This window comes from Salinivibrio kushneri (assembly GCF_005280275.1).
GTDB lineage: Bacteria > Pseudomonadota > Gammaproteobacteria > Enterobacterales > Vibrionaceae > Salinivibrio > Salinivibrio kushneri.
In genome coordinates this window covers 683,472-707,336 of record NZ_CP040021.1, presented here as the reverse complement: position 1 = coordinate 707,336, position 23,865 = coordinate 683,472, and the positions used below count along the sequence as shown (strand labels likewise).

At 50.5% G+C, this 23,865-nt stretch carries 19 protein-coding genes, 5 tRNA genes and 1 rRNA gene; 6 read left to right on the top strand and 19 right to left on the bottom strand.

Translation table 11 applies throughout. The features are described 5' to 3' along the window. Nucleotides 1–126 precede the first annotated feature (126 nt). The 7 genes from FCN78_RS03410 to gmhB form a co-directional block, all read right to left on the bottom strand. Nucleotides 127–202: transfer RNA gene (locus FCN78_RS03410), tRNA-Ala, on the bottom strand. 31 nt (nucleotides 203–233) lie between these two features. Further along, nucleotides 234–309: transfer RNA gene (locus tag FCN78_RS03405), tRNA-Val, on the bottom strand. 12 nt (nucleotides 310–321) lie between these two features. Further along, nucleotides 322–397, bottom strand: a tRNA-Ala gene (locus tag FCN78_RS03400). Nucleotides 398–409: 12 nt separating this feature from the next. After that, nucleotides 410–485: transfer RNA gene (locus FCN78_RS03395), tRNA-Lys, on the bottom strand. A 2-nt stretch (nucleotides 486–487) separates the two neighbouring features. Beyond that, a tRNA-Glu gene (locus tag FCN78_RS03390) sits at nucleotides 488–563 on the bottom strand. A gap of 81 nt (nucleotides 564–644) precedes the next feature. Next, a 16S ribosomal RNA gene (locus FCN78_RS03385) occupies nucleotides 645–2,213 on the bottom strand. A 411-nt stretch (nucleotides 2,214–2,624) separates the two neighbouring features. Then, on the bottom strand, nucleotides 2,625–3,179 hold the full coding sequence (gene gmhB, locus FCN78_RS03380) for a D-glycero-beta-D-manno-heptose 1,7-bisphosphate 7-phosphatase (RefSeq protein WP_077522733.1): 555 nt from the start codon (nucleotides 3,177–3,179) through the stop codon (nucleotides 2,625–2,627). Between the two features lie 121 nt (nucleotides 3,180–3,300). Between gmhB and tsaA the strand changes: the two genes are divergently transcribed. Beyond that, nucleotides 3,301–4,026, top strand: a complete 726-nt coding sequence (tsaA, locus tag FCN78_RS03375) for a tRNA (N6-threonylcarbamoyladenosine(37)-N6)-methyltransferase TrmO (RefSeq protein ID WP_077659571.1) — start codon at nucleotides 3,301–3,303, stop codon at nucleotides 4,024–4,026. A 44-nt stretch (nucleotides 4,027–4,070) separates the two neighbouring features. Next, nucleotides 4,071–5,786 (top strand): proline--tRNA ligase, encoded by a 1,716-nt coding sequence (locus FCN78_RS03370; protein WP_077650544.1) that lies wholly within the window; start codon nucleotides 4,071–4,073, stop codon nucleotides 5,784–5,786. Between the two features lie 51 nt (nucleotides 5,787–5,837). Here FCN78_RS03370 and FCN78_RS03365 read toward each other — a convergent pair whose 3' ends face one another. Continuing rightward, entirely contained in the window at nucleotides 5,838–6,458 is a 621-nt protein-coding gene (locus tag FCN78_RS03365; RefSeq protein WP_077599292.1) for a superoxide dismutase, read from the bottom strand. 165 nt (nucleotides 6,459–6,623) lie between these two features. Between FCN78_RS03365 and FCN78_RS03360 the strand changes: the two genes are divergently transcribed. The 4 genes from FCN78_RS03360 to FCN78_RS03345 all read left to right on the top strand — a co-directional run bounded on the left by FCN78_RS03360 (nucleotide 6,624) and on the right by FCN78_RS03345 (nucleotide 9,185). Continuing rightward, entirely contained in the window at nucleotides 6,624–7,754 is a 1,131-nt protein-coding gene (locus FCN78_RS03360) for a patatin-like phospholipase family protein (RefSeq protein ID WP_077659570.1), read from the top strand. A 120-nt stretch (nucleotides 7,755–7,874) separates the two neighbouring features. After that, on the top strand, nucleotides 7,875–8,729 hold the full coding sequence (locus FCN78_RS03355; RefSeq protein WP_069363556.1) for a GGDEF domain-containing protein: 855 nt from the start codon (nucleotides 7,875–7,877) through the stop codon (nucleotides 8,727–8,729). Nucleotides 8,730–8,791: 62 nt separating this feature from the next. Next, complete coding sequence (locus FCN78_RS03350) at nucleotides 8,792–8,995, top strand: YaeP family protein (protein WP_069363555.1); 204 nt, start codon at nucleotides 8,792–8,794, stop codon at nucleotides 8,993–8,995. A 1-nt stretch (nucleotide 8,996) separates the two neighbouring features. After that, complete coding sequence (locus FCN78_RS03345) at nucleotides 8,997–9,185, top strand: DUF4250 domain-containing protein (protein WP_077458477.1); 189 nt, start codon at nucleotides 8,997–8,999, stop codon at nucleotides 9,183–9,185. A gap of 77 nt (nucleotides 9,186–9,262) precedes the next feature. Here FCN78_RS03345 and FCN78_RS03340 read toward each other — a convergent pair whose 3' ends face one another. The 11 genes from FCN78_RS03340 to bamA all read right to left on the bottom strand — a co-directional run bounded on the left by FCN78_RS03340 (nucleotide 9,263) and on the right by bamA (nucleotide 23,833). Then, complete coding sequence (locus FCN78_RS03340; protein ID WP_077649690.1) at nucleotides 9,263–10,612, bottom strand: sodium-dependent transporter; 1,350 nt, start codon at nucleotides 10,610–10,612, stop codon at nucleotides 9,263–9,265. 196 nt (nucleotides 10,613–10,808) lie between these two features. Further along, nucleotides 10,809–12,119, bottom strand: coding sequence for a tRNA lysidine(34) synthetase TilS (gene tilS / locus FCN78_RS03335; protein WP_106407194.1), 1,311 nt, complete (start codon nucleotides 12,117–12,119; stop codon nucleotides 10,809–10,811). 95 nt (nucleotides 12,120–12,214) lie between these two features. Continuing rightward, the gene (gene accA / locus FCN78_RS03330; protein ID WP_069363552.1) at nucleotides 12,215–13,174 is read right to left on the bottom strand and encodes an acetyl-CoA carboxylase carboxyl transferase subunit alpha; all 960 of its coding nucleotides are present in this window, start codon (nucleotides 13,172–13,174) and stop codon (nucleotides 12,215–12,217) included. Between the two features lie 55 nt (nucleotides 13,175–13,229). Continuing rightward, nucleotides 13,230–16,709 carry a DNA polymerase III subunit alpha gene (dnaE, locus tag FCN78_RS03325; protein ID WP_077659569.1) on the bottom strand — a complete coding sequence of 1,160 codons (3,480 nt, stop codon included), beginning with the start codon at nucleotides 16,707–16,709 and terminating at the stop codon, nucleotides 13,230–13,232. Nucleotides 16,710–16,751: 42 nt separating this feature from the next. Then, the gene (rnhB, locus tag FCN78_RS03320) at nucleotides 16,752–17,351 is read right to left on the bottom strand and encodes a ribonuclease HII (RefSeq protein ID WP_077649693.1); all 600 of its coding nucleotides are present in this window, start codon (nucleotides 17,349–17,351) and stop codon (nucleotides 16,752–16,754) included. Beyond that, a complete protein-coding gene (gene lpxB, locus FCN78_RS03315) occupies nucleotides 17,344–18,498 on the bottom strand; it encodes a lipid-A-disaccharide synthase (RefSeq protein ID WP_077659568.1) in 1,155 nt (384 codons plus the stop codon). Before lpxB ends, rnhB begins: the two co-directional genes overlap by 8 nt. Then, nucleotides 18,498–19,286, bottom strand: coding sequence for an acyl-ACP--UDP-N-acetylglucosamine O-acyltransferase (gene lpxA, locus FCN78_RS03310; RefSeq protein WP_077458467.1), 789 nt, complete (start codon nucleotides 19,284–19,286; stop codon nucleotides 18,498–18,500). The genes lpxB and lpxA overlap by 1 nt, the downstream gene beginning before the upstream one ends. Before the next feature lie 2 nt (nucleotides 19,287–19,288). After that, on the bottom strand, nucleotides 19,289–19,741 hold the full coding sequence (gene fabZ, locus FCN78_RS03305) for a 3-hydroxyacyl-ACP dehydratase FabZ (RefSeq protein ID WP_069363579.1): 453 nt from the start codon (nucleotides 19,739–19,741) through the stop codon (nucleotides 19,289–19,291). An 83-nt stretch (nucleotides 19,742–19,824) separates the two neighbouring features. Beyond that, on the bottom strand, nucleotides 19,825–20,850 hold the full coding sequence (lpxD, locus tag FCN78_RS03300) for a UDP-3-O-(3-hydroxymyristoyl)glucosamine N-acyltransferase (protein ID WP_077653116.1): 1,026 nt from the start codon (nucleotides 20,848–20,850) through the stop codon (nucleotides 19,825–19,827). A gap of 14 nt (nucleotides 20,851–20,864) precedes the next feature. Beyond that, nucleotides 20,865–21,374, bottom strand: a complete 510-nt coding sequence (locus FCN78_RS03295) for an OmpH/Skp family outer membrane protein (protein WP_069363547.1) — start codon at nucleotides 21,372–21,374, stop codon at nucleotides 20,865–20,867. A 20-nt stretch (nucleotides 21,375–21,394) separates the two neighbouring features. Continuing rightward, nucleotides 21,395–23,833 (bottom strand): outer membrane protein assembly factor BamA, encoded by a 2,439-nt coding sequence (bamA, locus tag FCN78_RS03290; protein ID WP_077659567.1) that lies wholly within the window; start codon nucleotides 23,831–23,833, stop codon nucleotides 21,395–21,397. Between the last annotated feature and the right edge of the window lie 32 nt (nucleotides 23,834–23,865).

The following is a 23,865-nucleotide window of genomic DNA, read 5'->3' as shown; positions in this document are numbered from 1 at the left end:
ACTTGTCAGCTTTCCAGATTGTTAAAGAGCATGTAAATCTATCAATACGATAAACCACTTTATTTTTTGCTTTCAGACAGCACTTATCGCAACAGGCGTCAACTGCTGTAAAAACAAAGAGTAAAATGGTGGAGCTAAGCAGGATCGAACTGCTGACCTCCTGCGTGCAAGGCAGGCGCTCTCCCAGCTGAGCTATAGCCCCATTTTGTAGTGCTTTTCTCTTGCAGAGAAAATGGTGGGCGATACCGGGCTCGAACCAGTGACCCCCTCCTTGTAAGGGAGGTGCTCTCCCAACTGAGCTAATCGCCCATCTTCCAGACTTGGTGGAGCTAGGCGGGATCGAACCGCCGACCTCTTGCATGCCATGCAAGCGCTCTCCCAGCTGAGCTATAGCCCCGCGTCTGAGAAATGGTGGGTTGTACAGGATTCGAACCTGTGACCAATTGATTAAAAGTCAACTGCTCTACCAACTGAGCTAACAACCCAATGGCGTCCCATAGGGGAGTCGAACCCCTGTTACCGCCGTGAAAGGGCGGTGTCCTAGGCCTCTAGACGAATGGGACACGCTGATATGTTTGGGAACATATCCTCTTTATAACTTCAACCTATACAATCTGTGTGAGCACTCGCAACAATAGCGTCAGTAAGGAGGTGATCCAGCCCCAGGTTCCCCTAGGGCTACCTTGTTACGACTTCACCCCAGTCATGAACCACACCGTGGTAAACGCCCTCCCGAAGGTTAAGCTATCTACTTCTGGTGCAGCCCACTCCCATGGTGTGACGGGCGGTGTGTACAAGGCCCGGGAACGTATTCACCGTGGCATTCTGATCCACGATTACTAGCGATTCCGACTTCATGGAGTCGAGTTGCAGACTCCAATCCGGACTACGACAGACTTTAAGGGATTCGCTCCACTTCGCAGCTTCGCTGCCCTCTGTATCTGCCATTGTAGCACGTGTGTAGCCCTACTCGTAAGGGCCATGATGACTTGACGTCGTCCCCACCTTCCTCCGGTTTATCACCGGCAGTCTCCCTGGAGTTCCCACCATTACGTGCTGGCAAACAAGGATAAGGGTTGCGCTCGTTGCGGGACTTAACCCAACATTTCACAACACGAGCTGACGACAGCCATGCAGCACCTGTCTCAGCGCTCCCGAAGGCACTCCTCTATCTCTAAAGGATTCGCTGGATGTCAAGAGTAGGTAAGGTTCTTCGCGTTGCATCGAATTAAACCACATGCTCCACCGCTTGTGCGGGCCCCCGTCAATTCATTTGAGTTTTAACCTTGCGGCCGTACTCCCCAGGCGGTCTACTTAATGCGTTAGCGCCGAAAGCCAAAGTCTAAACCTCAACCTCCAAGTAGACAGCGTTTACGGCGTGGACTACCAGGGTATCTAATCCTGTTTGCTACCCACGCTTTCGCATCTGAGCGTCAGTCTTTGTCCAGGGGGCCGCCTTCGCCACTGGTATTCCTTCAGATCTCTACGCATTTCACCGCTACACCTGAAATTCTACCCCCCTCTACAAGACTCTAGCCTGCCAGTTTCAAATGCGGTTCCGAGGTTGAGCCCCGGGCTTTCACATCTGACTTAACAAACCGCCTGCATGCGCTTTACGCCCAGTAATTCCGATTAACGCTCGCACCCTCCGTATTACCGCGGCTGCTGGCACGGAGTTAGCCGGTGCTTCTTCTGCAGCTAACGTCAAGCCGTGCACGTATTAAGTACACCACCTTCCTCACTGCTGAAAGTGCTTTACAACCCGAAGGCCTTCTTCACACACGCGGCATGGCTGCATCAGGGTCTCCCCCATTGTGCAATATTCCCCACTGCTGCCTCCCGTAGGAGTCTGGGCCGTGTCTCAGTCCCAGTGTGGCTGATCATCCTCTCAAACCAGCTAAGGATCGTCGCCTTGGTAAGCCATTACCTTACCAACTAGCTAATCCTAACTGGGCCCATCCCAACGCGATAGCTTACATGTAGAGGCCACCTTTGGTCCCAGCTCGTAATGAACTAAGACATTATGCGGTATTAGCCGTCGTTTCCAACGGTTATCCCCCTCGTCAGGGCAGGTTCCCAGCCGTTACTCACCCGTCCGCCGCTCGACGTCCAGCAAATCCACCGAAGCTTCAATGCTGCCGTTTCCGCTCGACTTGCATGTGTTAGGCCTGCCGCCAGCGTTCAATCTGAGCCATGATCAAACTCTTCAATTAAAGTTTTGGTGTTTGCTTTCCCAAAGAAAAGACAAACGGCTCGATAAATACTGTTTTGTTCGTCTCTTGCGAGACAAACGAATTGACTGTGCCGAACAACGTAAACGTTGTTTCGTATTGGTCACTCAGTTCATCGAATAAATCTTTTTGTCTATTCTTAACGAGTGCCCACACAGATTGCATAGGTCAAATTGTTAAAGAGCGCCGCTCAATTTTGAGCGGGAGTGGCATTTTACGCCACCGAGGCAATGAGTCAAGCGTTTTGTTTGCTTGGCTATTTTGCCGTTGTTAGCGCGGCTTGCCGTGCCAACGAGAAGCGAATTATAGAGACTTGTTTTTTTGATGCAAGCGTTTTTGTTGAAAAAAATCTAACTGTGCAAATAATCGCCAAGACGCTGTTTGCATGTCGTTTTAACGATTAGCAAGCCAACCGGGTATATCAGCGATAGAGTCAACAACGTCAGTTGCTAATGCGACGCCTTGTTCGGTGACAGGTTTACCTGAGCGCACTAGCAAACGAGTTGCAACCCCTGCACACTCTGCGGCTTTCATATCATCCGCTTTATCTCCCACCATCACCGAGCGTGACATATCAATATCAAGCTCTTGCTGGGCATCAATCAACATACCCGGCTTGGGTTTGCGACAATCGCAATCAATTCGATACTCACCGACTCCTTCACTGGCATGATGGGGGCAGTAATATATCCCATCAAAATCGACACCTTTATCAGCAAAGTTCCAATCCATCCATTCGGTCAATTGCAAAAAATCTTGCTCCGAAAAGTAGCCTCTTGCGATACCGGCTTGATTGGTCACCAGTACGAGTAAATAGCCGCTTTCTTTCAGCGCCCTACATGCGTCGAACACACCCTCAATATATTCAAAGCTATCGATACTAGACACATAACCGTGATCGACATTAACGACACCATCACGATCGATAAAAACGGCTGGAAGACTCACGCGTTGTTCCCCTCGGTAAATAATGTTGAGATTATGTCACGCCCAAGACTGACTTGCATCCATACTCCCCTCTTCTATCACATGCTAGAGTATATCCACGTTGTTTTAGGTTTATTTGGTTATGTGTTCCCCGTTTTCTATCACCCCAATCGGCACGCTTTATTCTCCTTTTAAAGAGAAATTTGCGGTCCCTCGTCAACCTGGGTTAGCGCCGAGTGCACTGGCTTATCTCTGCTTACAGGGGGATGCCAATCAGATCGACGCCGTACGAGGGATTGAACAATACTCTCACCTTTGGTTGCTTTTTCTTTTTGATCAGAACTTAGATAAGGGATGGCGCCCTACCGTCCGGCCACCTCGTTTAGGGGGGAATGAGAAAATGGGTGTGTTTGCCAGCCGGGCTACATTTCGTCCTAATGGCATTGGTATGTCGGCGGTAGAGCTGGTTGATGTCACTCAAGATAGCGGGCAAGTAACCTTGGTATTACGAGGGTGCGATCTTGTTGACCAAACCCCGATTGTCGATATTAAGCCCTATATTCCTTACTCTGACAGTATTCCCGACGCCCAAGGCGGATTTGCTCACACCAAACCCACGCCACTAGACGTTCATTTCTCTGACCGCGCCTTATTGGCATTATCTCCATATCCTGAGCAAGCATACTATCAAAGCGTGATTGCTGAAGTCTTAGCGCAAGATCCACGCCCGGCTTACAGAAAAGGTAAACCGGATAATCGCCGCTATGCGGTTCACCTGTTCGACTTTAACGTCACGTTTCACGTTCAAAACGAGCAAATCGAAGTGGCTTCCATAGAAGCTTTTGTCGAAACTCCCCCACGCTGTTAATATGCTTGGACTTATTGATCGCCAATATCAACGGATAACTTTACATGCGTACCAGTCAATATCTGCTTTCTACTTTGAAAGAAACCCCTAGCGACGCAGAAATTGTCAGCCACCAGCTGATGTTGCGTGCGGGTATGATTCGAAAACTCGCTTCAGGCCTTTATACTTGGCTTCCTACAGGGGTTCGTGTCCTTCGCCATGTTGAGCGTATTGTTCGCGAAGAAATGAACCGTGCCGGCGCCGTCGAAACCATGATGCCTGTCGTACAACCAGCAGATTTATGGCAAGAAACGGGGCGTTGGGAAAAGTTTGGTCCTGAGCTGCTACGTATTGCTGACCGCCATCAACGTGATTTTGTTTTAGGCCCCACGCATGAAGAAGTGATTACGCACTTGGCGCGCAACGAAATCAATTCATACAAGCAATTGCCGCTCAACTTGTACCAAATCCAAACCAAGTTCCGTGACGAAGTACGTCCTCGTTTTGGCGTCATGCGCTCTCGCGAATTTACCATGAAAGACGCCTATAGCTTCGATATCGACAAAGCGGGCATGGAGCAGAGCTATGAGAAAATGCGCGCGGCTTATTGCGCCATCTTTGATCGCATGGGGCTAGACTACCGTGCCGTACTGGCTGACACCGGCGCCATTGGTGGTTCCGCCTCGCACGAATTCCATGTCCTGGCCGACAGTGGTGAAGATCTGATCGCATTTTCAACCGAGTCCGACTACGCGGCAAATATTGAAAAAGCCGAAGCGCTCGCCCCTCAGGCGCAAGCCGATTCACCCACGCAAGCCATGGCGCTGGTCGATACGCCGAATGCGAAAACCATTGCTGAACTGGTTGAGCAGTTTGATCTCCCGATCGAAAAAACAGTTAAAACGCTTTTCGTCAAAGCGTCTGAACAGGTCGAGTCCGATCTTATCGCGCTAATCATCCGTGGCGATCATGAACTCAACGAAGTAAAAGCGGAAAATCTACCTGAGGTAGAAGCACCGCTTACTTTCGCCACCGAAGAAGAAATCCGTGAGCTTGTCGGTGCAGGTCCTGGCTCTTTGGGTCCGGTAAACCTACCGGCACCTTTCATCGTCGATCGCAGTGTTGCGGTAATGAGTGACTTTGGTGCTGGTGCAAACACCGACGATAAACACTACTTCGGAATAAATTGGGGACGCGATGTAGAGCTAGGTCAAGTCGCCGACCTGCGCAATGTCATCGAAGGCGATCCTAGCCCTTGTGGTAAAGGCACATTGATGTTTAAACGTGGCATCGAAGTGGGCCATATCTTCCAGCTGGGCAATAACTACTCACAAAAGATGAATGCTGGCGTACTAGGCCAAGACGGTAAGAACGCCATGTTAGAGATGGGCTGTTACGGCATTGGTATTACGCGTGTTGTGGCTGCAGCGATTGAGCAAAACCATGACCAAAACGGTATTATCTGGCCTGACGCCATCGCGCCTTTCAAGGTGGCCATTGTCCCGATGAATATGCACAAATCTGAACGTGTCCGTGAAGCGGCTGAAAAGTTATACACCGATCTTACCGCAGCCGGTATTGAGGTACTTTTTGACGACCGCAAAGAGCGTCCAGGTGTAATGTTCTCTGATATTGAACTTGTCGGCGTGCCTCACACTATCGTCATTGGTGAGCGTAGTATGGATAACGGCGTGTTCGAGTATAAGCATCGTCGAGACGGCGAGAAAGTGCCTTTCTCCATTGACGATGCACTGACGTTTATTCAGTCAAAGCTTGACTAAATAGCGCCAAAAGCAAGCATGTCATGCCCCGCTCTGCGGGGCATTTTTGTATCAGCTCATCGTCTCGCGTGCTTTTTGGTATGCCTTTTCAGCAAAGTCCCAATTGACCACTTGCCACCAAGCATTGACATAATCTGGGCGCTTATTCTGATAGTTAAGATAGTAAGCATGCTCCCACACATCACAGCCTAACAGCGGCTCTCCTTTCACCTCTGCAATATCCATCAATGGATTATCTTGATTAGGTGTCGATGTAATCGCAAGCTGTCCATCTTCTTTCACTACCAGCCACGCAAAGCCTGACCCAAACTGACCAATCGCCGCCTGACTAAAGGCCTCTTTAAACGCATCGAGTGAGCCGTAGGTCGCTACAATGGCATCATAGAGCGGTCCTTCTGGTGTCCCCTTAGGGTTGGGCGTCATCGATTGCCAATAAATCAAATGGTTGTAATAACCACCGCCATTATTACGAATGGCAGCAGGCAGCGTTGAAACCTCAGCAAATAAAGTCTCAAGCGATTCACCATTACGCGCCGTCTCTTCAATCGCCGCAACAAATTTATCGTAATAGGTTTTGTGGTGACGCTGATGATGAATGCGCATGGTTGCCTCATCAATGTGGGGCTCTAGCGCATCATAAGCATAAGGAAGATCGGGAAAAGAGTAAGTCATGGTGTTGCTCCATCGATGATTAAGACACCACCAGCCTAGATCGAATTGATAACAATTTTCAACCTCATTATCATTAATGATATTTGGGGTCTGTGATATACCGCCGCGCGTGAGATGAAAGAGCGTCTATAATCAAACTGTTAGCGTGGTAATAATGGTAGCCCTATGTCGAAAAACAAACCCAAAATTGCCTTGGTGCTCACTGGCGGCGGTGCACGAGCCGCTTACCAAGTAGGCGTACTCTCGGCGATCGCTCACTGGTACCCGCGGGTGCACACGAGCCCCTTTACCATTTATTGCGGCACATCCGCCGGTGCTATCAACGCGGTATCTTTGGCAAGCTATGCGTCATGTTTTCGACTGGGCGTCAAAAAATTGTCTTGGCTATGGCATCGGTTGAACACCTCTCGGGTGCTCGCCAGTCAGCCCAGTGCACTTGTCGGTCACCTTTTGTCGCAAACCGGGCAACGCTTTCAATCTCACTACCAGCCCACTCAGCCTTTCGGGTTGCTCAATAACCGGCCATTAAGAGAATTACTGAATCAAACGATCAGCTTTAACAAGCTTAATTATCAATTACTTGCTGGTCATTTAAATGGCTTGTCTGTCACTGCCTCAAACTACCAAACGGGGCAATCGGTGAGTTTCTTTCAAGGCGCATCTCATATCAAACCGTGGGAAAGAGCCCGCGCAGTGGGAAAGCGAAGTCAAATTTCCACCGAACACTTACTGGCCTCTTCAGCCATTCCTTTCGTTTTTCCTGCCTCCAGGATTGGCCACGAGTTTTATGGTGATGGGGCAATTCACCAAATTTCCCCGTTGCGTCCCGCTGTCAAAATGGACGCGGAGCGGATTTTAATTCTGGATCTGACCACAGGGATACGGCGGCCTGAACAAATTAAACACACCGCGCCAGGTTTAGCGATGCTCGGCGGTCATTTAATGAATGCTATCTTTGCGGATACGCTCTCGGCAGACTTAGAGCATTTACAACGGCTTAATCAGGTTGCCAGCGCTTTATCTCCCGACCAAAAAGAGCGTCTAGGGCTGCGCCACATTGATGTGCTTCATCTTCGGCCTTCAGAACCATTTGAACCCATGGCGAACCGCTACTACAGCCATATGCCACTCGCATTGCGCAGCTTGCTTAAGCTTTTGGGGATTAATGCCAGTCAAGATGCCACCTTTGCCAGTTATCTGTTATTTGAGGCGGCATACCTTCGCCAGTTGATTGACATTGGCTACCGTGATGCACACAATCACCAGTCTGAGATCCTCTCTCTATTGACAGATTAGTTACTTTAAAACAGTATCCTCACTCGCATCCACTCATCGCCATTAGCGAAAATATATAGACTGGCACGATACCTGCTTCATAGATTGAAACCGACGTTATTACTGAGTAGTTGATCACGCATGAATGCCTCGCACATCAAACAATATACAAACTCTGATCGCGCCCCGCGGATTGTCCCGCTCGGTGCCGATCAACGTTTGTTATTGTTACAAAAGCTGCAAGGCCACCTTGATATCAAAGTGTTGTTTGAAGTCTACGCGCGTGAACTAGAAAAGCAGATCGATATTGGGCGCATTATTTGGGAGCATGATGATATCTCCAACATCATTCGTCGTGGCGCACAACACACATTTCGTCAGACGTTTTCCATCAAGTTCAATAAGCAGCCATTGGGTGTGTTGCAATACTCTACCCCTTACAAGCTCGATCCAGATGAAATCAGCTTGCTCCATACCTATCACAAGCTGCTCGCCGGCCCGCTGAATAATGCCGTTGAATATACGCGCGTGAAAAACATGGCATTGCTCGATGGTCTCACTGGCCTACATAACCGCACCAGCTTTGAACAAGACCTTCAGCATGCCGTCGCCGTCTGTGAACGGGAAAATATTGGTCTGGTCATGGTGATGTTCGATATGGACAACTTCAAACAAGTCAATGATACCTATGGCCACTTGGATGGTGATAAGGTACTACGCCGTTTTTCATTGCTGGTCAAAGAAGCTGTGCGCGGCAGCGATCGTTGCTATCGACTCGGTGGCGATGAGTTTGCCGTGATCTTGCAACCTGCCAGTAAAAGCTCGGTGAAACACGTGACCTCACGAGTGAAGAGCTTAGTTGGCCAAGATCATTTGTTATCAAGTCACCAGATCAGCGCGTCAGTGGGTTTCTCTGTCTATCGACAAGGTGATAATAACTTGTCGCTCTATGAACGTGCCGACCAAAGTATGTACCGGCAAAAACGCGCACGTTAGCGCTTTCCTCTCCCTAACCAGATTGGGTATAGTGATCCTCATCATTACGTGAGGAGAACACCATGAAAATAGCAGACTGCTGTGACTTGATTCGCCAACGCTATGCGGAAATTGGCAGTGGCGAGCAAGGCTATATACCAGCGGCGATCCATTGCGCATTAAAAGCCCTCAACGATATTGCACAAGACACTGAGATCCAGCAATCGCGTCGAGAGCAAGCCGCATTTGCCGCGGCCAACTTGTTGATCAGCGATCACGAGGACTAAGATGGATTTAAACAATTACGCCACCATGGACCCTGTCATGCTGATGAGCATTGTCAATATGAAGCTACGTGACGAGTTTGACAGCTTGGAGGATCTGGTTCGCTATTATGATATAGACACAGCCGTATTGTGCACGCGGCTCGAAGAAGCAGGCTTTACGTATATCGAAGACGCCAACCAATTTCGTTAAGTCAACGTCTATACAACGCAAAAAGCGGACATTTCGTCCGCTTTTTTCATTATTGGTCGCGATCTCGACGGCTTTTGTTAGCCCAGTGACACCCACAGGACGGTCGCCACTAATATAGGACAAACGAACTTGACGTAGACAGGCCATATTTTCCAAAACAGGCTCTGCTCAATATCCACATACCCCTCACGCAAGGCCGACAATTTGCGGTCACGCGACCAAATCCACCCACCAAACAAGCAGAACAATAGTGCTGCAAAAGGCTGGAAGTACTGTGTCGCCACTTTCGCCACCAAACCAAACAAGGTACCGAAATGGAAGACAATCACCGCACTAAACGCGGCAATCAGACCACCCAGGACCCAACTGGTGATTTTACGGCTTGAGCCTAGTCGTTCACTGGCAAGTGCAACCGGGCACTCGAGCATAGAAATCGAAGAGGTCAGCGCCGCAATAGTCATCAGTAAGAAAAAGACCAAAGACACGTAAGGCCCTGCCGCTCCGAGGCTTTCAAACAGCAAAGGTAACACAGTAAATACCAGCGTATCGGCACTCAGCAAGCTGCCATCTTGGGCGTATATTTCTACGCCTTGGTGCATGGCAACAAACATGGCAGGTAGCACCACCAGACCAGCAATAACTGCCACCGCGGTATCGACCAGCGTGACGCTCAATGCCATCTTAGGCAGATTTTCTTTCTGACTCAGATAAGAGCCATAAATCAGCATCGAGCACCCACCAATGGTCAGCGAGAAAAAGCCTTGCCCCATCGCAGCCAAGAGCAGATCTCTGTCCATGATCTTGGAGAAGTCAGGAATAAGGTAGTGCTTTAAGCCCTCGGTCGCGCCAGGTAACGTCATGATGTAGATAAACATCGCGGCAAACAGCACGAATAACGCGGGCATCAACCGCGTCGACCAACGTTCAATCCCTTGTTTCACGCCTGCTTGCACAATAAAGATCGTCAACACATAAAAGAGGATAGCGCCAAACAAGTTACGTGAAGCCGAGAAGCCTTTTAACCATGCTGCCGCGTCGGTAAAGTGCAAGATCTCTGCAACCGCCGCAAGGAGAAAAGACACTAACCAGCCGCCAACAATGCTATAGAACGCCAGCACCATACAAGGAACGGCCAGTCCCACTAAACCCACACCGCTTCCTAAGCGCTTCATCAAGGGATTATCACTGAGTGCACGCATGCTATCCAGTGGGTTCGCACGCCCATGACGACCAATCGCCATTTCTACCACCAGCATGGGAAATGCCACCAGCAAAATCATTAACAAGTAGACGAGTAAAAACGCGCCACCGCCATTACTGGCCGCTTGAGTGGGAAATCCCCAAATATTACCCAGTCCCACTGCAGCCCCTGCTGCAGCTAGAACAAAGCCAATCCTAGTACCGAATAATTCGCGACTTGATGCCATTACTGCTTACCTTATGTATCATTAGACTAGTACATTAAGTAATTCGTCACGATTAAGCAAGATAAGATAGTCTAACTGCTCAATTAATCATCACCCGTTCAGTATTCTGATCTCATCCAACTCGCCCGACGTTTGCTCTAGCACCTGGTGAGCGAGCGATGTTAAGTGAGCGAATCGCGCCGGGTGACAGGGGGGACTAAGACTCATGCTGCCAAACAAGCCGCCATTGTTTACCGCTTGCGGCCTGACTAACATACCTATCGGCAATGGCCACCACTGTCTCGCCATCGCAAATAATCGGTTGGCGTCGACGTAACCAGCTGGGGATCCCGGCTTCTTGGTAGAGTTTTTTTAGCTTTCGGCGCCCTTGTCGGCCGGCAGGATGAATCGATAAGCCACGAGGGTTAAAGTGTACATGCAGTGCCCGCGACGCGAGATCTCCCAGCGCGAGCCCTTTCTCTGTCGACGAATAAGGCAGTAAGTACAAGGTACCCAGTCCATCTGGCAGTGCTAACGGTGTTTCTGGCGTCAATGTGCCCTGCCATTGGGATAAATCGGCATAAGGCAGCACGATATAAAGCTGTTGCTGGAAGCGGCGAATACTCACCGTGCCTACGCTCAAGCTCGGGTTGGCATCCGGTTTAGCGTTGATGACATCAAAGAGCAATGTCTGTAACTGTGCTTGCGTCAAGGTAATACTGTGACGCTTTAGCCAATGGCGCAGCATGGCCTGCGTGAGTGCTAAGTCGTTCTGTGGTAACGCGGTAATAGCCAGGCTGCCCGCTTCTGTCTCCGCTTGTGTCACCATAGGCTCTATCAATCGCGCCAATAAGGACGCTTGTTCACCACACAAGCGCTGGGTGCGCTCAACGGCTTTACGAAAGCCAGGCCAACGAGCATCCGCTTGCGGTAACCAGTGCTGACGCAAAAAATTGCGATCAAAGCGCGTGTCTTGGTTGCTCGGATCGTCCACCCAATCGAGTTGGTGTTGCCGCGCATATGCCTCAAGGCTCGCTCTTGATAGCGTCAAAAAAGGACGTACCAGATAGCCCTGACCCAGAGCACGCACCGCTGGCATCCCAGCTAACCCTTCCAAACCACTGCCGCGCTTCAGGGCGAGGAAAAAGGTTTCAACCTGATCATCACTGTGCTGGGCGGTTAACACCAGTCCATTGGGCTTAAGCAGGTGCGCGATCGCCTGATACCTTGCTTGTCTCGCCGCATGTTCCACACTGAGCGACGTATCCAAGCTCACCCGTTCTACCCTGCAGCGAAATCCGGCGTTGTCCGCCCACATTTGGCACAGCTCAGCCCATTTATCCGCATCGGGATGCAAACCGTGATGAACATGAACCACAAGATAATCATGTTGGGGGTGCTGGTCGCGATACTGCGTCAATAATGCTAGCAACACGCGAGAGTCTAATCCGCCACTGAGCGCCAGTACCACCTGTCGCGGTGTCGATGTCAGCGGGGCTAATGTGTCACTCAGTTGATGGTAAAGCATAGCCATTCATCATTGATATAATGTGTCATTGTTGCCGCCCTTTACGTAAAAGAAAAGGGCCCGCAGGCCCTTTATCGCAGTTCATTCCATCACGATTAGCAGTAACCGTAATTGAGCAAGCGCTGATAGCGGCGATCCCGCAAGCTTTCGGTATCAAGACTGTCTAAATCGCTTAGCTGGGTAAGCAGTGTTTGCTTAATGCTATCCGCCATCGCGTTAATGTCGCGGTGTGCGCCACCCAGAGGCTCAGTGATCACACTATCAACCAAGCCAAGCTCTTTGAGGCGAGGGGCGGTTATCCCCATCGCATCAGCCGCTTGCGGCGCTTTCGCCGCATCACGCCACAAAATGGAGGCACAACCCTCGGGGGAGATCACCGAGTAGGTGGAGTACTGCAGCATATTGACATAATCCCCCACACCAATCGCCAGCGCGCCACCTGAGCCACCCTCGCCGACCACATTACAAATCACAGGGACAGTCAGGCCGGCCATTTCTTTAAGGTTACGGGCAATCGCCTCTGATTGGCCTCGCTCCTCGGCTCCGACACCTGGGTAAGCGCCTGCGGTATCGATAAAGGTAATCACCGGCATATTAAAACGCTCGGCCATTTTCATCAGGCGCAGTGCTTTGCGGTAGCCCTCGGGCTTGGGCATACCAAAGTTACGCTTGACCTTTTCATTGGTGTCTCGCCCTTTTTGGTGACCAATCACCATCACAGGACGCCCTTCTAATCGCGCCATTCCTCCCACCAATGCTTTGTCGTCAGCATAGGCGCGGTCGCCAGCCAATTCATCAAACTCATGGAAAATGCGATCCAGATAGTCGTAGGTATATGGGCGCTGCGGGTGACGCGCAAGTTGTGCCACCTGCCACGCGCCTAAATCACCAAAGATTTTTCGCGTCAGCTCTAGGCTTTTTGTTTCCAGTTGTTCAATCTCTTTATCCAAGTTAACCGCGTCTTCTCCACCCCGCTTGGAAACAGCGCGAAGGGCCTCAATTTTGGCTTCTAATTCTGCGATAGGTTGTTCAAACTCTAAAAAATTAAGACTCATACCAAGAGAATCCTATTGGTCACCGCCAGTGTACGCGACACGTCACCAGCCTGGCTTAGTTAAACTCTAATTCGACCTGCTCTTGACCGAGCAAGCCTTTCAAGGTGTCGATTAATTCATCGGTTGGCGTTACGCGCCACTCTGCGCCTAAGCGTAACCGCGCGCGCGCATCGTCGCGCTGATAGTAAAGATTCACAGGTACTGTACCGGAGCGGTAGGGTGCCAGTGCATCATGAAATCGTTCAAAAAAGGACGCATCGACCTGATCCGAGGTCATCGAAATCCCTAAACAACGCGCATACTTTTCCCGCGCCTGACTAATGTCCATCACTTCACGGGCGGTCATTTTAAGCCCCCCGTTGAAGTCATCAAAGCTGACCTGTCCTGAGACCACTAAAATCCGATCTTTCTCCACCAAGTCAAGATATTTGTCGAGCACATCAGAAAAAAGCATCACTTCCATGCGCCCCGAGCGATCATCAAGGGTTAAGATCCCTAATCGTGACCCCCGTTTGGTGGTCATTACCCGTGCAGCGATCACTAACCCTGCTACCGTCGAGACCACATCACGCTTCGTTGCATGGGCATCTTCTAACCGCCACGTGATGTAGTTTTTTAACTCTTTGCGATAGCTGTTGACCGGATGGCCGGTCAAATACAAGCCCAGTGTTTCTCGCTCCCCTTCTAGCCATACTTTATCTGGCCATGGGTCAGCGTGTGCATAGGCATGCTCTACTTCTTCGGGGGCATCAGTCAACACCCCAAACATATCGGTTTGCCCGTAGGCTTCCGCTTGGTGATGTTGGCTCGCAGCACGAATAGCTTCATCGACCGAGGCCATCATCGCCGCACGATGAGGGCCGAGTTTGTCCATGGCACCAGCACGGATGAGGCGTTCAATCACTCGTTTATTAACTTTTTTGGTATCAATGCGAGCACAAAAATCAAACAAGTCTCGGAAATAACCGTCTTGCTCACGCGCAGCAACAATGGTATCGATAGGGCCTTCGCCGACCCCTTTTATCGCCCCAATACCGTAAACAATTTCCCCTTGCTCGTTGACGGTGAAATGGTGCAATCCAGCATTCACATCCGGCGGTAAAACCGTCAGTTTCATGCGCCGACACTCTTCCACCAGCCCCACGACTTTATCCGTGTTATCCATGTCTGCGGTCATTACCGCCGCCATGAATTCCGCGGGGTAATGCGCTTTTAACCACAGTGTTTGATATGAGACCAGTGCGTAAGCGGCGGAGTGCGATTTGTTAAAACCATAGCCAGCGAACTTCTCTACCAAATCAAAGATCCGCATCGCTAGCTCGCCATCAATGCCGTTGGCGATTGCCCCTTTTTCAAAAATGTCTCGCTGCTTGGCCATTTCTTCTGGCTTTTTCTTACCCATGGCACGACGCAACAAGTCCGCGCCGCCGAGCGTATAGCCTGCGAGTGTCTGAGCGATCTGCATCACCTGCTCTTGATAGAGAATGATGCCATAGGTGGGCTCAAGCGTTTCTTTCAACGAATCGTGTTGCCATTTTTCATCCGGGTAAGACACGACTTCACGGCCATGCTTACGGTCGATAAAGTTATCCACCATCCCTGATTGCAACGGGCCAGGACGGAACAAGGCCACCAAAGCGATCATATCTTCAAAGCAATCAGGCTGAAGCCGTTTAATCAGCTCTTTCATGCCCCGCGATTCCAGCTGGAAGACGGCGGTCGTCTCGGCTTTGCGCAGCATTTCAAATGAAGGTTGATCAGCCATCGGGATCGCGGCGATATCAATGGGATCTTTCCCTTGACGCTGTAAGCGCGGATTTATCATCCCCAACGCCCAGTCGATAATGGTCAGCGTCCGTAGGCCCAAAAAGTCAAACTTCACCAGGCCGGCGGTTTCAACGTCGTTTTTATCAAACTGCGTAACTGGATGATGCCCTTCACTGTCGCAATAAAGGGGAGAAAAATCGGTAATCGTGGTGGGTGATATCACCACCCCGCCCGCGTGCTTACCCGCATTTCGGGTCACCCCTTCGAGCATCCGCGCCATATCAATCAGCGCTTTAACTTCCTCATCGCTGTTATACACCTCGACCAACTGGGGCTCGGCGTCAAAGGCTTTCTCGAGGGTCATACCTGGGTCTGGTGGCACCAGCTTTGAAATCCGGTCCACAAAGCCATAAGGGTGCCCTAACACGCGTCCTACATCACGGATCACGGCTTTCGCCGCCATGGTACCGAAGGTAATGATCTGCGATACCGCATCACGCCCGTACATTTCAGCGACGTGATCGATCACTAGATCACGCTTATCCATGCAAAAGTCGACATCGAAGTCGGGCATGGAAACCCGTTCGGGGTTCAAAAAGCGCTCGAAGAGAAGATCAAACTGGAGTGGATCGAGGTCGGTAATTTTTAGCGCATAAGCCACCAAAGAGCCGGCTCCTGAGCCGCGCCCTGGGCCGACAGGGATATCATTGTCTTTTGACCACTGGATAAACTCCATCACGATCAAAAAGTAGCCGGGAAACCCCATTTGGTTGATGACCCCAAGCTCGCGCTCTAGTCGTGCATCATAGTCGGGGCGTCGGCGCGCTCTTTCCACTTCATCAGGAAAGAGAAAGGCAAGACGCTCTTCCAAGCCTTCTTGTGAGCGCTTGACCAAGTATTGATCAATTTCCATTCCCTCTGTGGGGAAGTTCGGCAAAAAGTACTCATCCAATCGCACCGGCACGTTACAACGCTTGGCTATTTCTACGCTATTGGTCAATGCCTCGGGAATATCCGCGAAGAGCTCACACATCTCTTGCTCGGTACGCAAATACTGTTCGGCGCTGTATTTCTTGGGGCGACGAGGATCATCGAGCGTGAAACCATCATGAATCGCAACTCGGATCTCATGCGCATCAAACTCCTCAGATGAAATGAAGCAGACTTCATTGGTCGCCACCACAGGCAAGTCATGCTCGGTCGCGAAATCAACTGCAAAATGTAGATAGACTTCTTCATCCTGGCGCCCAGTGCGCACCAGCTCCATGTAATACGCATCCGGGAAATAGGTCTGGTAAAAGTGAGCACACTCTTTTGCCAGCGCTTGATTGCCTTTAAGCAAGGCTTTTCCCAAGTCACCACGGCAGCCGCCGGATAACACAATCAACCCTTCCGAATGCTCAATCAGCCATTGCTGATCGATCACTGGGCGATGCTGAATATGTCCACGTAAGTAGGCCTTGGAGATCAGCAAGGTCAGGTTCTTATAGCCCGTTTTGTCGGTCGCTAATAAGGTCAGCTGACAAAGTTCCTCGCCAAACGCCTCCGATTGCACCAAAAAATCAGCGCCAATTATCGGCTTCACACCGACATTGTTGGCAGTGTTATAGAACTTAACCAACCCACACAGGTTGCTGAAATCAGTCAGCGCCATGGCAGGCATGCCCATTTCCGCCACTTTTTTTACCAGTGGTGGCACCTTGGACAAACCATCAACCATGGAAAAGTCACTGTGAATACGTAAATGGACAAAACGTGGCTCAGACATACGGCTCGTTACTTAACGGTAATAAGGGCTGGGATCACACGACTAGTCAATGCCCAGTGCGCGCTTAACGGGTTTAAAACTTTTACGGTGCATAGGTAATGCGCCATGCTCGGCTAACGCTGCCATGTGGACCTTGGTGGGATAGCCCTTATGTTGCGCAAACCCATAATTCGGGTAAGCGGCGTCCAACATAGCCATTTCATGGTCACGATCGACTTTTGCCAAGATCGAGGCGGCGCTAATTTCTGCGACCCGCAAGTCACCTTTAACCACAGCCTCAGCAGGCATCGACAAGGGTGGTATCCGGTTGCCGTCAATTAATGCGTAATCCGGCGTCACTGACAAGCCATCAACCGCGCGCTGCATCGCCAGCATGGTGGCGTGTAAAATATTCAGCGAATCGATTTCATCAGGCTCTGCGCGCCCGACTGACCAAGCCAAGGCTTTTTGTTTGATTTCATCATACAAGGCAAGACGCTTTTTCTCGCTCAGTTTTTTCGAATCTGTCAAACCCACAATAGGCTGCGCGGGATCGAGAATCACCGCGGCAGTGACCACGGCACCGACCAAGGGCCCACGTCCGACTTCGTCGACCCCCGCGATAAGCTGTGCGTCAGGGTATTGAAAAGCGTGTTCAGTCATGATCATCTAATAAAGTTAATACGGCATTGGCTGCAGACGTATCCGCATCTTTGCGGATAGTGTGATGCAACTCAGTAAAGGTGGTCAACAATGCTTGGTTATCACTATAAAGCTGAGCGCTAACCGCATCCGCTAACGCCTCTGGTTGACACTCTTCTTGCAGCAATTCAGGCACTAAAGGTGCGTCAGCGAGAATATTGGGTAAGGAGACATACTTTGTTTTCAACAAGCGTTTGGCAAGCCATGCCGTGACAGGCTTGACTTTGTATCCTACCACCATCGGACGCTTCAGTAACATACACTCTAACGCGACTGTGCCCGAAGCAAGTAATACCGAGTCAGCCGCGCTAATCACTTGGCGCGCCGTATCGTCAACCAGCATAAATGACAGTTCAGGCGCAATCGTCTGCCAGATCTGTTCAAATTGCTGGCGTCGAGTCTCGTTAACAAGCGCCACCACAAAGCCCAGATCAGGGTGTCGTGCTGCCAGTTGCTGACACGCTTTTATAAACGGCGGGGCTAACATCGACATTTCACTGCCACGGCTACCGGGTAGCACGGCTAGCCAGCGCTTGCTGCTATCCAGCCCAAGCGCGCGCTGCGCGGCGAGTTTATCCACCTGCATCGGAATGCTATCGGCCATGGTGTGGCCGACAAAGGCACAAGGCACGTCGAACTTATCGTAAAACGCTTTCTCGAAGGGCAAAAAAGCCAGAACCAGATCCGTTGCCGCGGCAATCTTAAAAATCCGCTTTTGCCGCCATGCCCACACTGATGGGCTAACATAATGGACGGTTTTTATCCCTGCTTGTTTTAACGACGCCTCGAGGCGTAGATTAAAATCCGGGGCATCGATACCAATGAAGACATCTGGCGGATTGACGGTAAAGTGCTTAACCAACGCCGTTTTTACTTTCAGCAAACGTGGTAGCCGTCCCAGCACTTCTACCAGCCCCATGACCGACAGCTCTTCCATATCGAATAAGCTATGGCAGCCTTGAGCCATCATTCTTGGCCCCCCAATGCCGACAAACTCAACATGAGGATGTTGAGCCCGCATCGCTTTGATTAGGCCTTCACCTAAAACATCGCCGGAGATTTCCCCGGCGACAATTCCAACACGTAATGGGCGTTCACTGGGTAACATCAACGAATAACGCCTCGCGTCGAACGCTCAAAAAAGTCAATAAACAGCGCTAGCGCCGGCTCACTATCCGCTTGCTCGGCCAGCTCTTTTTTCACTTCTTCCAGTGTTTTGCCTGAGCGATACATGTTTTTGTACACCGAACGAATCGCCCGGATGGAGGACTTTTCAAAGCCACGGCGTTTGAGCCCTTCAACATTAATGCCAAATGGCGCGCAATGATTGCCCTGTGCCATCACATAAGGCGGAACATCTTGTACGACTATCGACCCGCCACCGAGCATCGCGTGACTACCAATGACGCAGAACTGGTGAATGGCGGACATGCCGCCGACAATCGCATAATCATCGACATGAACGTGGCCCGCTAAGGTGGCGTTGTTGGCAAAAATACAATGATTACCGACCACGCAATCATGGGCGACGTGGGCATTAATCATAAACAGGTTGTCACTACCAACTTTGGTTTCGCCTTTATCTTGGACCGTACCACGATGCATGGTCACGCTTTCACGAATGGTGTTGCGATCACCAATTTCTAGCGTGGTTGGCTCCCCAGCATATTTGAGATCTTGGCACGCCTCACCAATGGACGCGAATTGATAAATGCGGTTATCTGCGCCGATACGGGTCGGGCCTTTGATCACAACATGTGTCATCACCTCGGTGCCCGCGCCGATTTCAACCCCTTCGCCAATATAAGAAAAAGCGCCAATGTTGACATTTTCGCCCAATACGACGCCGTCTTCGACAACCGCAGTGGGGTGAATGTAAGCCGTTTCGTGGATCACAATTAGATCTCTCTTCTTGCGCACTTCAGTTCCGCCGAGCAGACAACCTCGCCATCTACTTTCGCGACCCCATTAAAGGCCGCAATACCTCGACGCTCTCTAATAAACTCCACCTCAAGCACCAATTGGTCGCCCGGTGAAACCGGACGGCGGAATTTCGCATTATCAATGCTTGCAAAGTAGTATAGCTCGTTGTCTTTCGGCTTACCGAAGGTCTTAAATGCCAACAAGCCTGTTGCTTGCGCCATGGCCTCTAGAATGAGTACGCCTGGTAAAACAGGCAACTGCGGGAAATGACCCGTAAATTGCGGCTCATTAACAGTGATGTTTTTAATCGCGTGAAGGTATTGCCCTTCTTCAAAATCGATAACGCGATCAATCAACAAAAAAGGATAGCGATGTGGTAACAGCTCTTTGATTTCGTTGATATGTAGAACTTTGTTTTCGCGAGTCAAGGTAGTATTCCCGTTCAAATCCAATATTGACTTCATTAACGCAAAACGGCCCGCGTTACTAAGGCGGGCCTGTCATCTCGGCGTTAATCTTGTTTATCGAGCTGATTTTCCAGCTCTTTGAGCCGCTTGTGCATCTCATCAATCTTGAGTACACGTGCGGCAGTCTTCCGCCACTCGCGGTTGGGCTGCAACGGAATGCCGGACGAATACATGCCCGGCTCAGTGATTGGCCGCATCACCATCGCCATTCCCGTGATGGTCACGTTATCTGTGATTTCCATATGGCCATTAAACACGCTGGCGCCGCCGATGATGCAGTGTTTGCCTACTTTGAGACTGCCTGCCATCACTGTGGCACCCGCGATTGCTGTGTTCTCACCGATCGACACATTATGCGCAATCTGGCACTGGTTGTCGATAATCACTCCATCAGCAATTTCGGTATCATCCAATGCCCCACGGTCAATGGTGGTACACGCACCAATTTCGACGCGATCCCCGATCACAACGCGGCCAAGCTGAGGGATTTTCACCCACTTGCCTTTATCATTGGCATAGCCAAACCCGTCCGCACCGATCACGGTACCCGCTTGAATCAAGCAGTCCTGCCCTATCACTACCTCATGATAAAGCGTGACATTCGCCCAAAGCTTGGTACGCGCGCCCACTTTTGCCCCTTTACCGACAAAGCAACCCGCACCGATTTGTGCTCCATCGCCAATAAGCGCGCCAGATTCAATCACCGCATTCGGGCCAATTGCCACGCCCTCTCCCAACACCGCATCGTCAGCCACCACCGCGGATGCGGCAATATCGGTGGCACAAGCGGGCGTCGAGTCGAGAATCTGCGCCACTTTGGCGTAAGCCAAGTAGGGGTCTGACACGACCAAGGCGTTGCCTTGGCAATACGACAGATCGCCCTCTTTTAGCATCACAGCACTGGCGCGGCACAGTGACAAGTTTTTACGGTATTTAGGGCTGGATAAGAAGGTAATTTGCCCTTCTCCCGCTGAATTCATCCCTGCAAGCGAGTTTATCGTTACAGCGCCATCTCCGTGGAGCTGTGCATCCAGTTTATCCGCTAATTCAGCGAGAGTAATCGAAACCATGGGCTCCTCGACGGTTATTTAACTGCGTTGATCACTTTTTCAGATAAGTCATCACTTGGGTTGGCGTATAAAACGGCATTAGCATCAATCACCATGTCATAGCCTTCTTGCTCGGCTACTTGGTCAACCGCTGTCTTGAGCTTTTTGACTAGTTTAGACTCTTCTTGACCACCACGCTTGCGTTGATCTTCTTGAAGCGCTTTCACTTTCAGCTTGTAATCCGACTCCATCGATTGGAGTTTGCGCTGCAGCTTCACGCGCTCGTCTTCACTCATCAGCTCACCATTACGCTTGAGCTTCTCTACGCCTTCAGAGAGCTTCTCTTTCAAGCGTTCAATTTCGGCCACTCGGTCTTTAAATTCACCGCGTAGCTTCTCATTGAGGTTGTTTTTCTTCGCCAGTTGCGACATCACGGCCCCGGTTGATACGTAGCCCACCTTCTGTGCAGCATCAGCCGCTGATGCGTACATGGACGTCGTCAATACCGCGACACTCAGTCCCGCTGCTTTCAAAAATGATTTCACAATAGTCTCCTTTCTGATCATCAGAATGTGCGCCCGATCGTGAAGGTAAAGAACTCTTCATCGTCGCCAGGCTGGCTTGTAATAGGTTTTGCGATGGAAAATACCAAAGGTGCCATCGGGGACATCCACTGCAATGCCATGCCGTAAGAGGCACTGATATTGGAGGGATCGGAATAGTCTTTTGTACCGGCGGGATAGCCCATGTCGACCAATTCTTGGCGATCAAATTCAGTGTCCCACACTGAGGCGGCATCGATAAATACACTGGTACGGATTTGCTCACGCGCTTCCTCTGAAGCAAACGGTGTTGGCACAATCAACTCGGCACTCGCGCGTGCCATAGCATTACCACCTACGGCATCACTCGAACCATAGCTGCCTTCTGAGTACTCAACGTCTCCGTCTGATTGCTCAGATCCTCCTTCCGACTTATCTTTATAGACCGCTTTGGGGCCTACCGTATTGGAACGGAAGCCACGCAGTGACGAGAAGCCCCCTGCGTAATAGTTTTCATAAAACGGCAGCATATGATCTTGGCCATTGGTTTGACCATAACCGTTACCATAGCCAAGTCGACCACGCATCAACAGCGTAAACTCGTGCTCTTGTGTCAACGGCACGTATTGGCGGATGTCATACTGCATTTTAAAGTACTGCACATCCGAGCCAGGTACAGTCATCCGATACGATGCGCGTTGGTAGTTACCCGCGGTTGGGAAGTAGCCGCGGTTGAGATTATTGCGCGTCCAGGATACCGACATATCAAAGTCGTCAACTTCCAGGCCTTCATTGTGATTAAGGTTATCTTGGTGAAGGTCTAAGAACTTATCAATTTGATAATAACTGCCGAGGTTCTCAATCTTGTTGTGGGTGTACCCTAGCGAGAAATCAATCGAGTTCAGCTCGTCAGTCCAAAAGCCCCATGTGAGGTTGGTACCGTAACTTTGGTTGGTGTACTCAACGATATTGGCGTCACGGGCTTCAAACTCGTTATAAAATACCTTACCGCCGAGGCTCACACCATCGAGGGTAAAGTAAGGGTCACGGTACTCAAGCGTCAGGTTTTTGCGATAGTCGTTGACCATGGCGTTGATACCAAAGCGGTTCCCCGTACCGGCAAAGTTATCTTGCTGTAAGCCGAGCTGTAAACTCGCACCAGACTCGGTGCCATAACCGATACCAAAGTTGATACTGCCGGAGTTAGCTTCTTTAACCTTATAATTAACGTCGACTTGATCATCCGTGCCTGGCACCCGCTGGGTATCCACTTCCACGTTTTGGAAAAAGCCGGTACGACTGAGGCGCTCTTTACCACGAGTAACCGCTTTTGAGTTAAGCCAAGTGCCTTCAAGCTGTCGCATTTCACGGCGCAACACTTCATCTTTGGTGGTGGTGTTGCCTGAAAAGCGCACATTGCGCACATAAATACGCTTACCGGGCTCAACGTTGACCGTTAACGACACCTGCTGATTATCATCATCAAAGCTGGGTAGGGTGTTCACTTTCGGATAAGCAAAGCCTGTCTCGCCCAGGTGCCGTTTAATCGCCTCTTCAAGTGCGGTCACTTTATCGCCGTTGTAGGTATCGCCACGGGTAAAGGTGACCAATGAGCGATAAGTGTCTTCATTCTGTGGATCGCCACGAAAGTCTAAATCAGCGACCTGATAAGGCTTGCCTTCATTGACATTTAAGGTGATGTACACCCCTTTTTTGTCAGGTGAAATCGCCACTTGTGTCGACTCAACACGGAACTTCAAATAACCACGGTTTAGATAAAAACTGCGTAGTTTCTCAAGATCGCCCGCAAGAACCTGTTTTTGATACTTTTCATTGGCGAGAAAGTTCCACCACGGCACATCGGCACGCAAATCAAAATTATCGCGTAATTGCTCATCACTGAACACATCATTACCGACAAAGTTAATTTGCTCAATTTTGGCAGACACACCTTCGGTGAAGACAAATTTCAAATCAGCGCGGTTGCGGGGCAAGGGCGTCACGACGGCTTTCACCGACGCACTGTATTTACCCACACTGTAGTAAAAGTCCTCGAGGCCTTTTTCGATTTTGCTCAGTTGGGTGCGATCGAGCGCTTCACCAACCCGAAGGCCTGACGACGTCAGGTTCTCTTGTAGCTGCTCTTCCTTGATTGCCTTGTTACCCGAAAAAGAGATACTGGCAATAGTCGGACGCTCCACCACTTTGACCAGCAGGGCGTCGTCATCGCGATACACGCGTACATCCTCAAAGTTACCTGAGGCAAAGAGCGCGTTGATGACGTCTGCGACATCTTCATCGTCAACCTTGTCGCCGACCCGCACAGGCATCGACAATAAAGCGGCCCCTAAACTGACGCGTTGTAGCCCCTCAAAGCGGATATCGCTGACTTGGAATGCGTCAGCATGCGCCATACTACTGCTTACTAAAAGAGACGCTATTAATAGTTTTTTCATCGCCATCTGCTATCTGACTTATCCTTGAATACTAACCG

Coding starts and splice junctions, on each gene's coding strand:
- FCN78_RS03370 (WP_077650544.1), top strand. CDS start 4,071: ATGCGTACCAGTCAATATCTGCTTTCTACTTTGAAAGAAACCCCTAGC.
- tilS (WP_106407194.1), bottom strand. CDS start 12,119: ATGCTTTACCATCAACTGAGTGACACATTAGCCCCGCTGACATCGACA.
- FCN78_RS03355 (WP_069363556.1), top strand. CDS start 7,875: ATGAATGCCTCGCACATCAAACAATATACAAACTCTGATCGCGCCCCG.
- bamA (WP_077659567.1), bottom strand. CDS start 23,833: ATGGCGATGAAAAAACTATTAATAGCGTCTCTTTTAGTAAGCAGTAGT.
- lpxD (WP_077653116.1), bottom strand. CDS start 20,850: ATGGTTTCGATTACTCTCGCTGAATTAGCGGATAAACTGGATGCACAG.
- FCN78_RS03350 (WP_069363555.1), top strand. CDS start 8,792: ATGAAAATAGCAGACTGCTGTGACTTGATTCGCCAACGCTATGCGGAA.
- rnhB (WP_077649693.1), bottom strand. CDS start 17,351: ATGACTGAACACGCTTTTCAATACCCTGACGCACAGCTTATCGCGGGG.
- lpxB (WP_077659568.1), bottom strand. CDS start 18,498: ATGTTACCCAGTGAACGCCCATTACGTGTTGGAATTGTCGCCGGGGAA.
- FCN78_RS03345 (WP_077458477.1), top strand. CDS start 8,997: ATGGATTTAAACAATTACGCCACCATGGACCCTGTCATGCTGATGAGC.
- FCN78_RS03365 (WP_077599292.1), bottom strand. CDS start 6,458: ATGACTTACTCTTTTCCCGATCTTCCTTATGCTTATGATGCGCTAGAG.
- dnaE (WP_077659569.1), bottom strand. CDS start 16,709: ATGTCTGAGCCACGTTTTGTCCATTTACGTATTCACAGTGACTTTTCC.
- FCN78_RS03340 (WP_077649690.1), bottom strand. CDS start 10,612: ATGGCATCAAGTCGCGAATTATTCGGTACTAGGATTGGCTTTGTTCTA.
- accA (WP_069363552.1), bottom strand. CDS start 13,174: ATGAGTCTTAATTTTTTAGAGTTTGAACAACCTATCGCAGAATTAGAA.
- tsaA (WP_077659571.1), top strand. CDS start 3,301: ATGTGTTCCCCGTTTTCTATCACCCCAATCGGCACGCTTTATTCTCCT.
- FCN78_RS03360 (WP_077659570.1), top strand. CDS start 6,624: ATGTCGAAAAACAAACCCAAAATTGCCTTGGTGCTCACTGGCGGCGGT.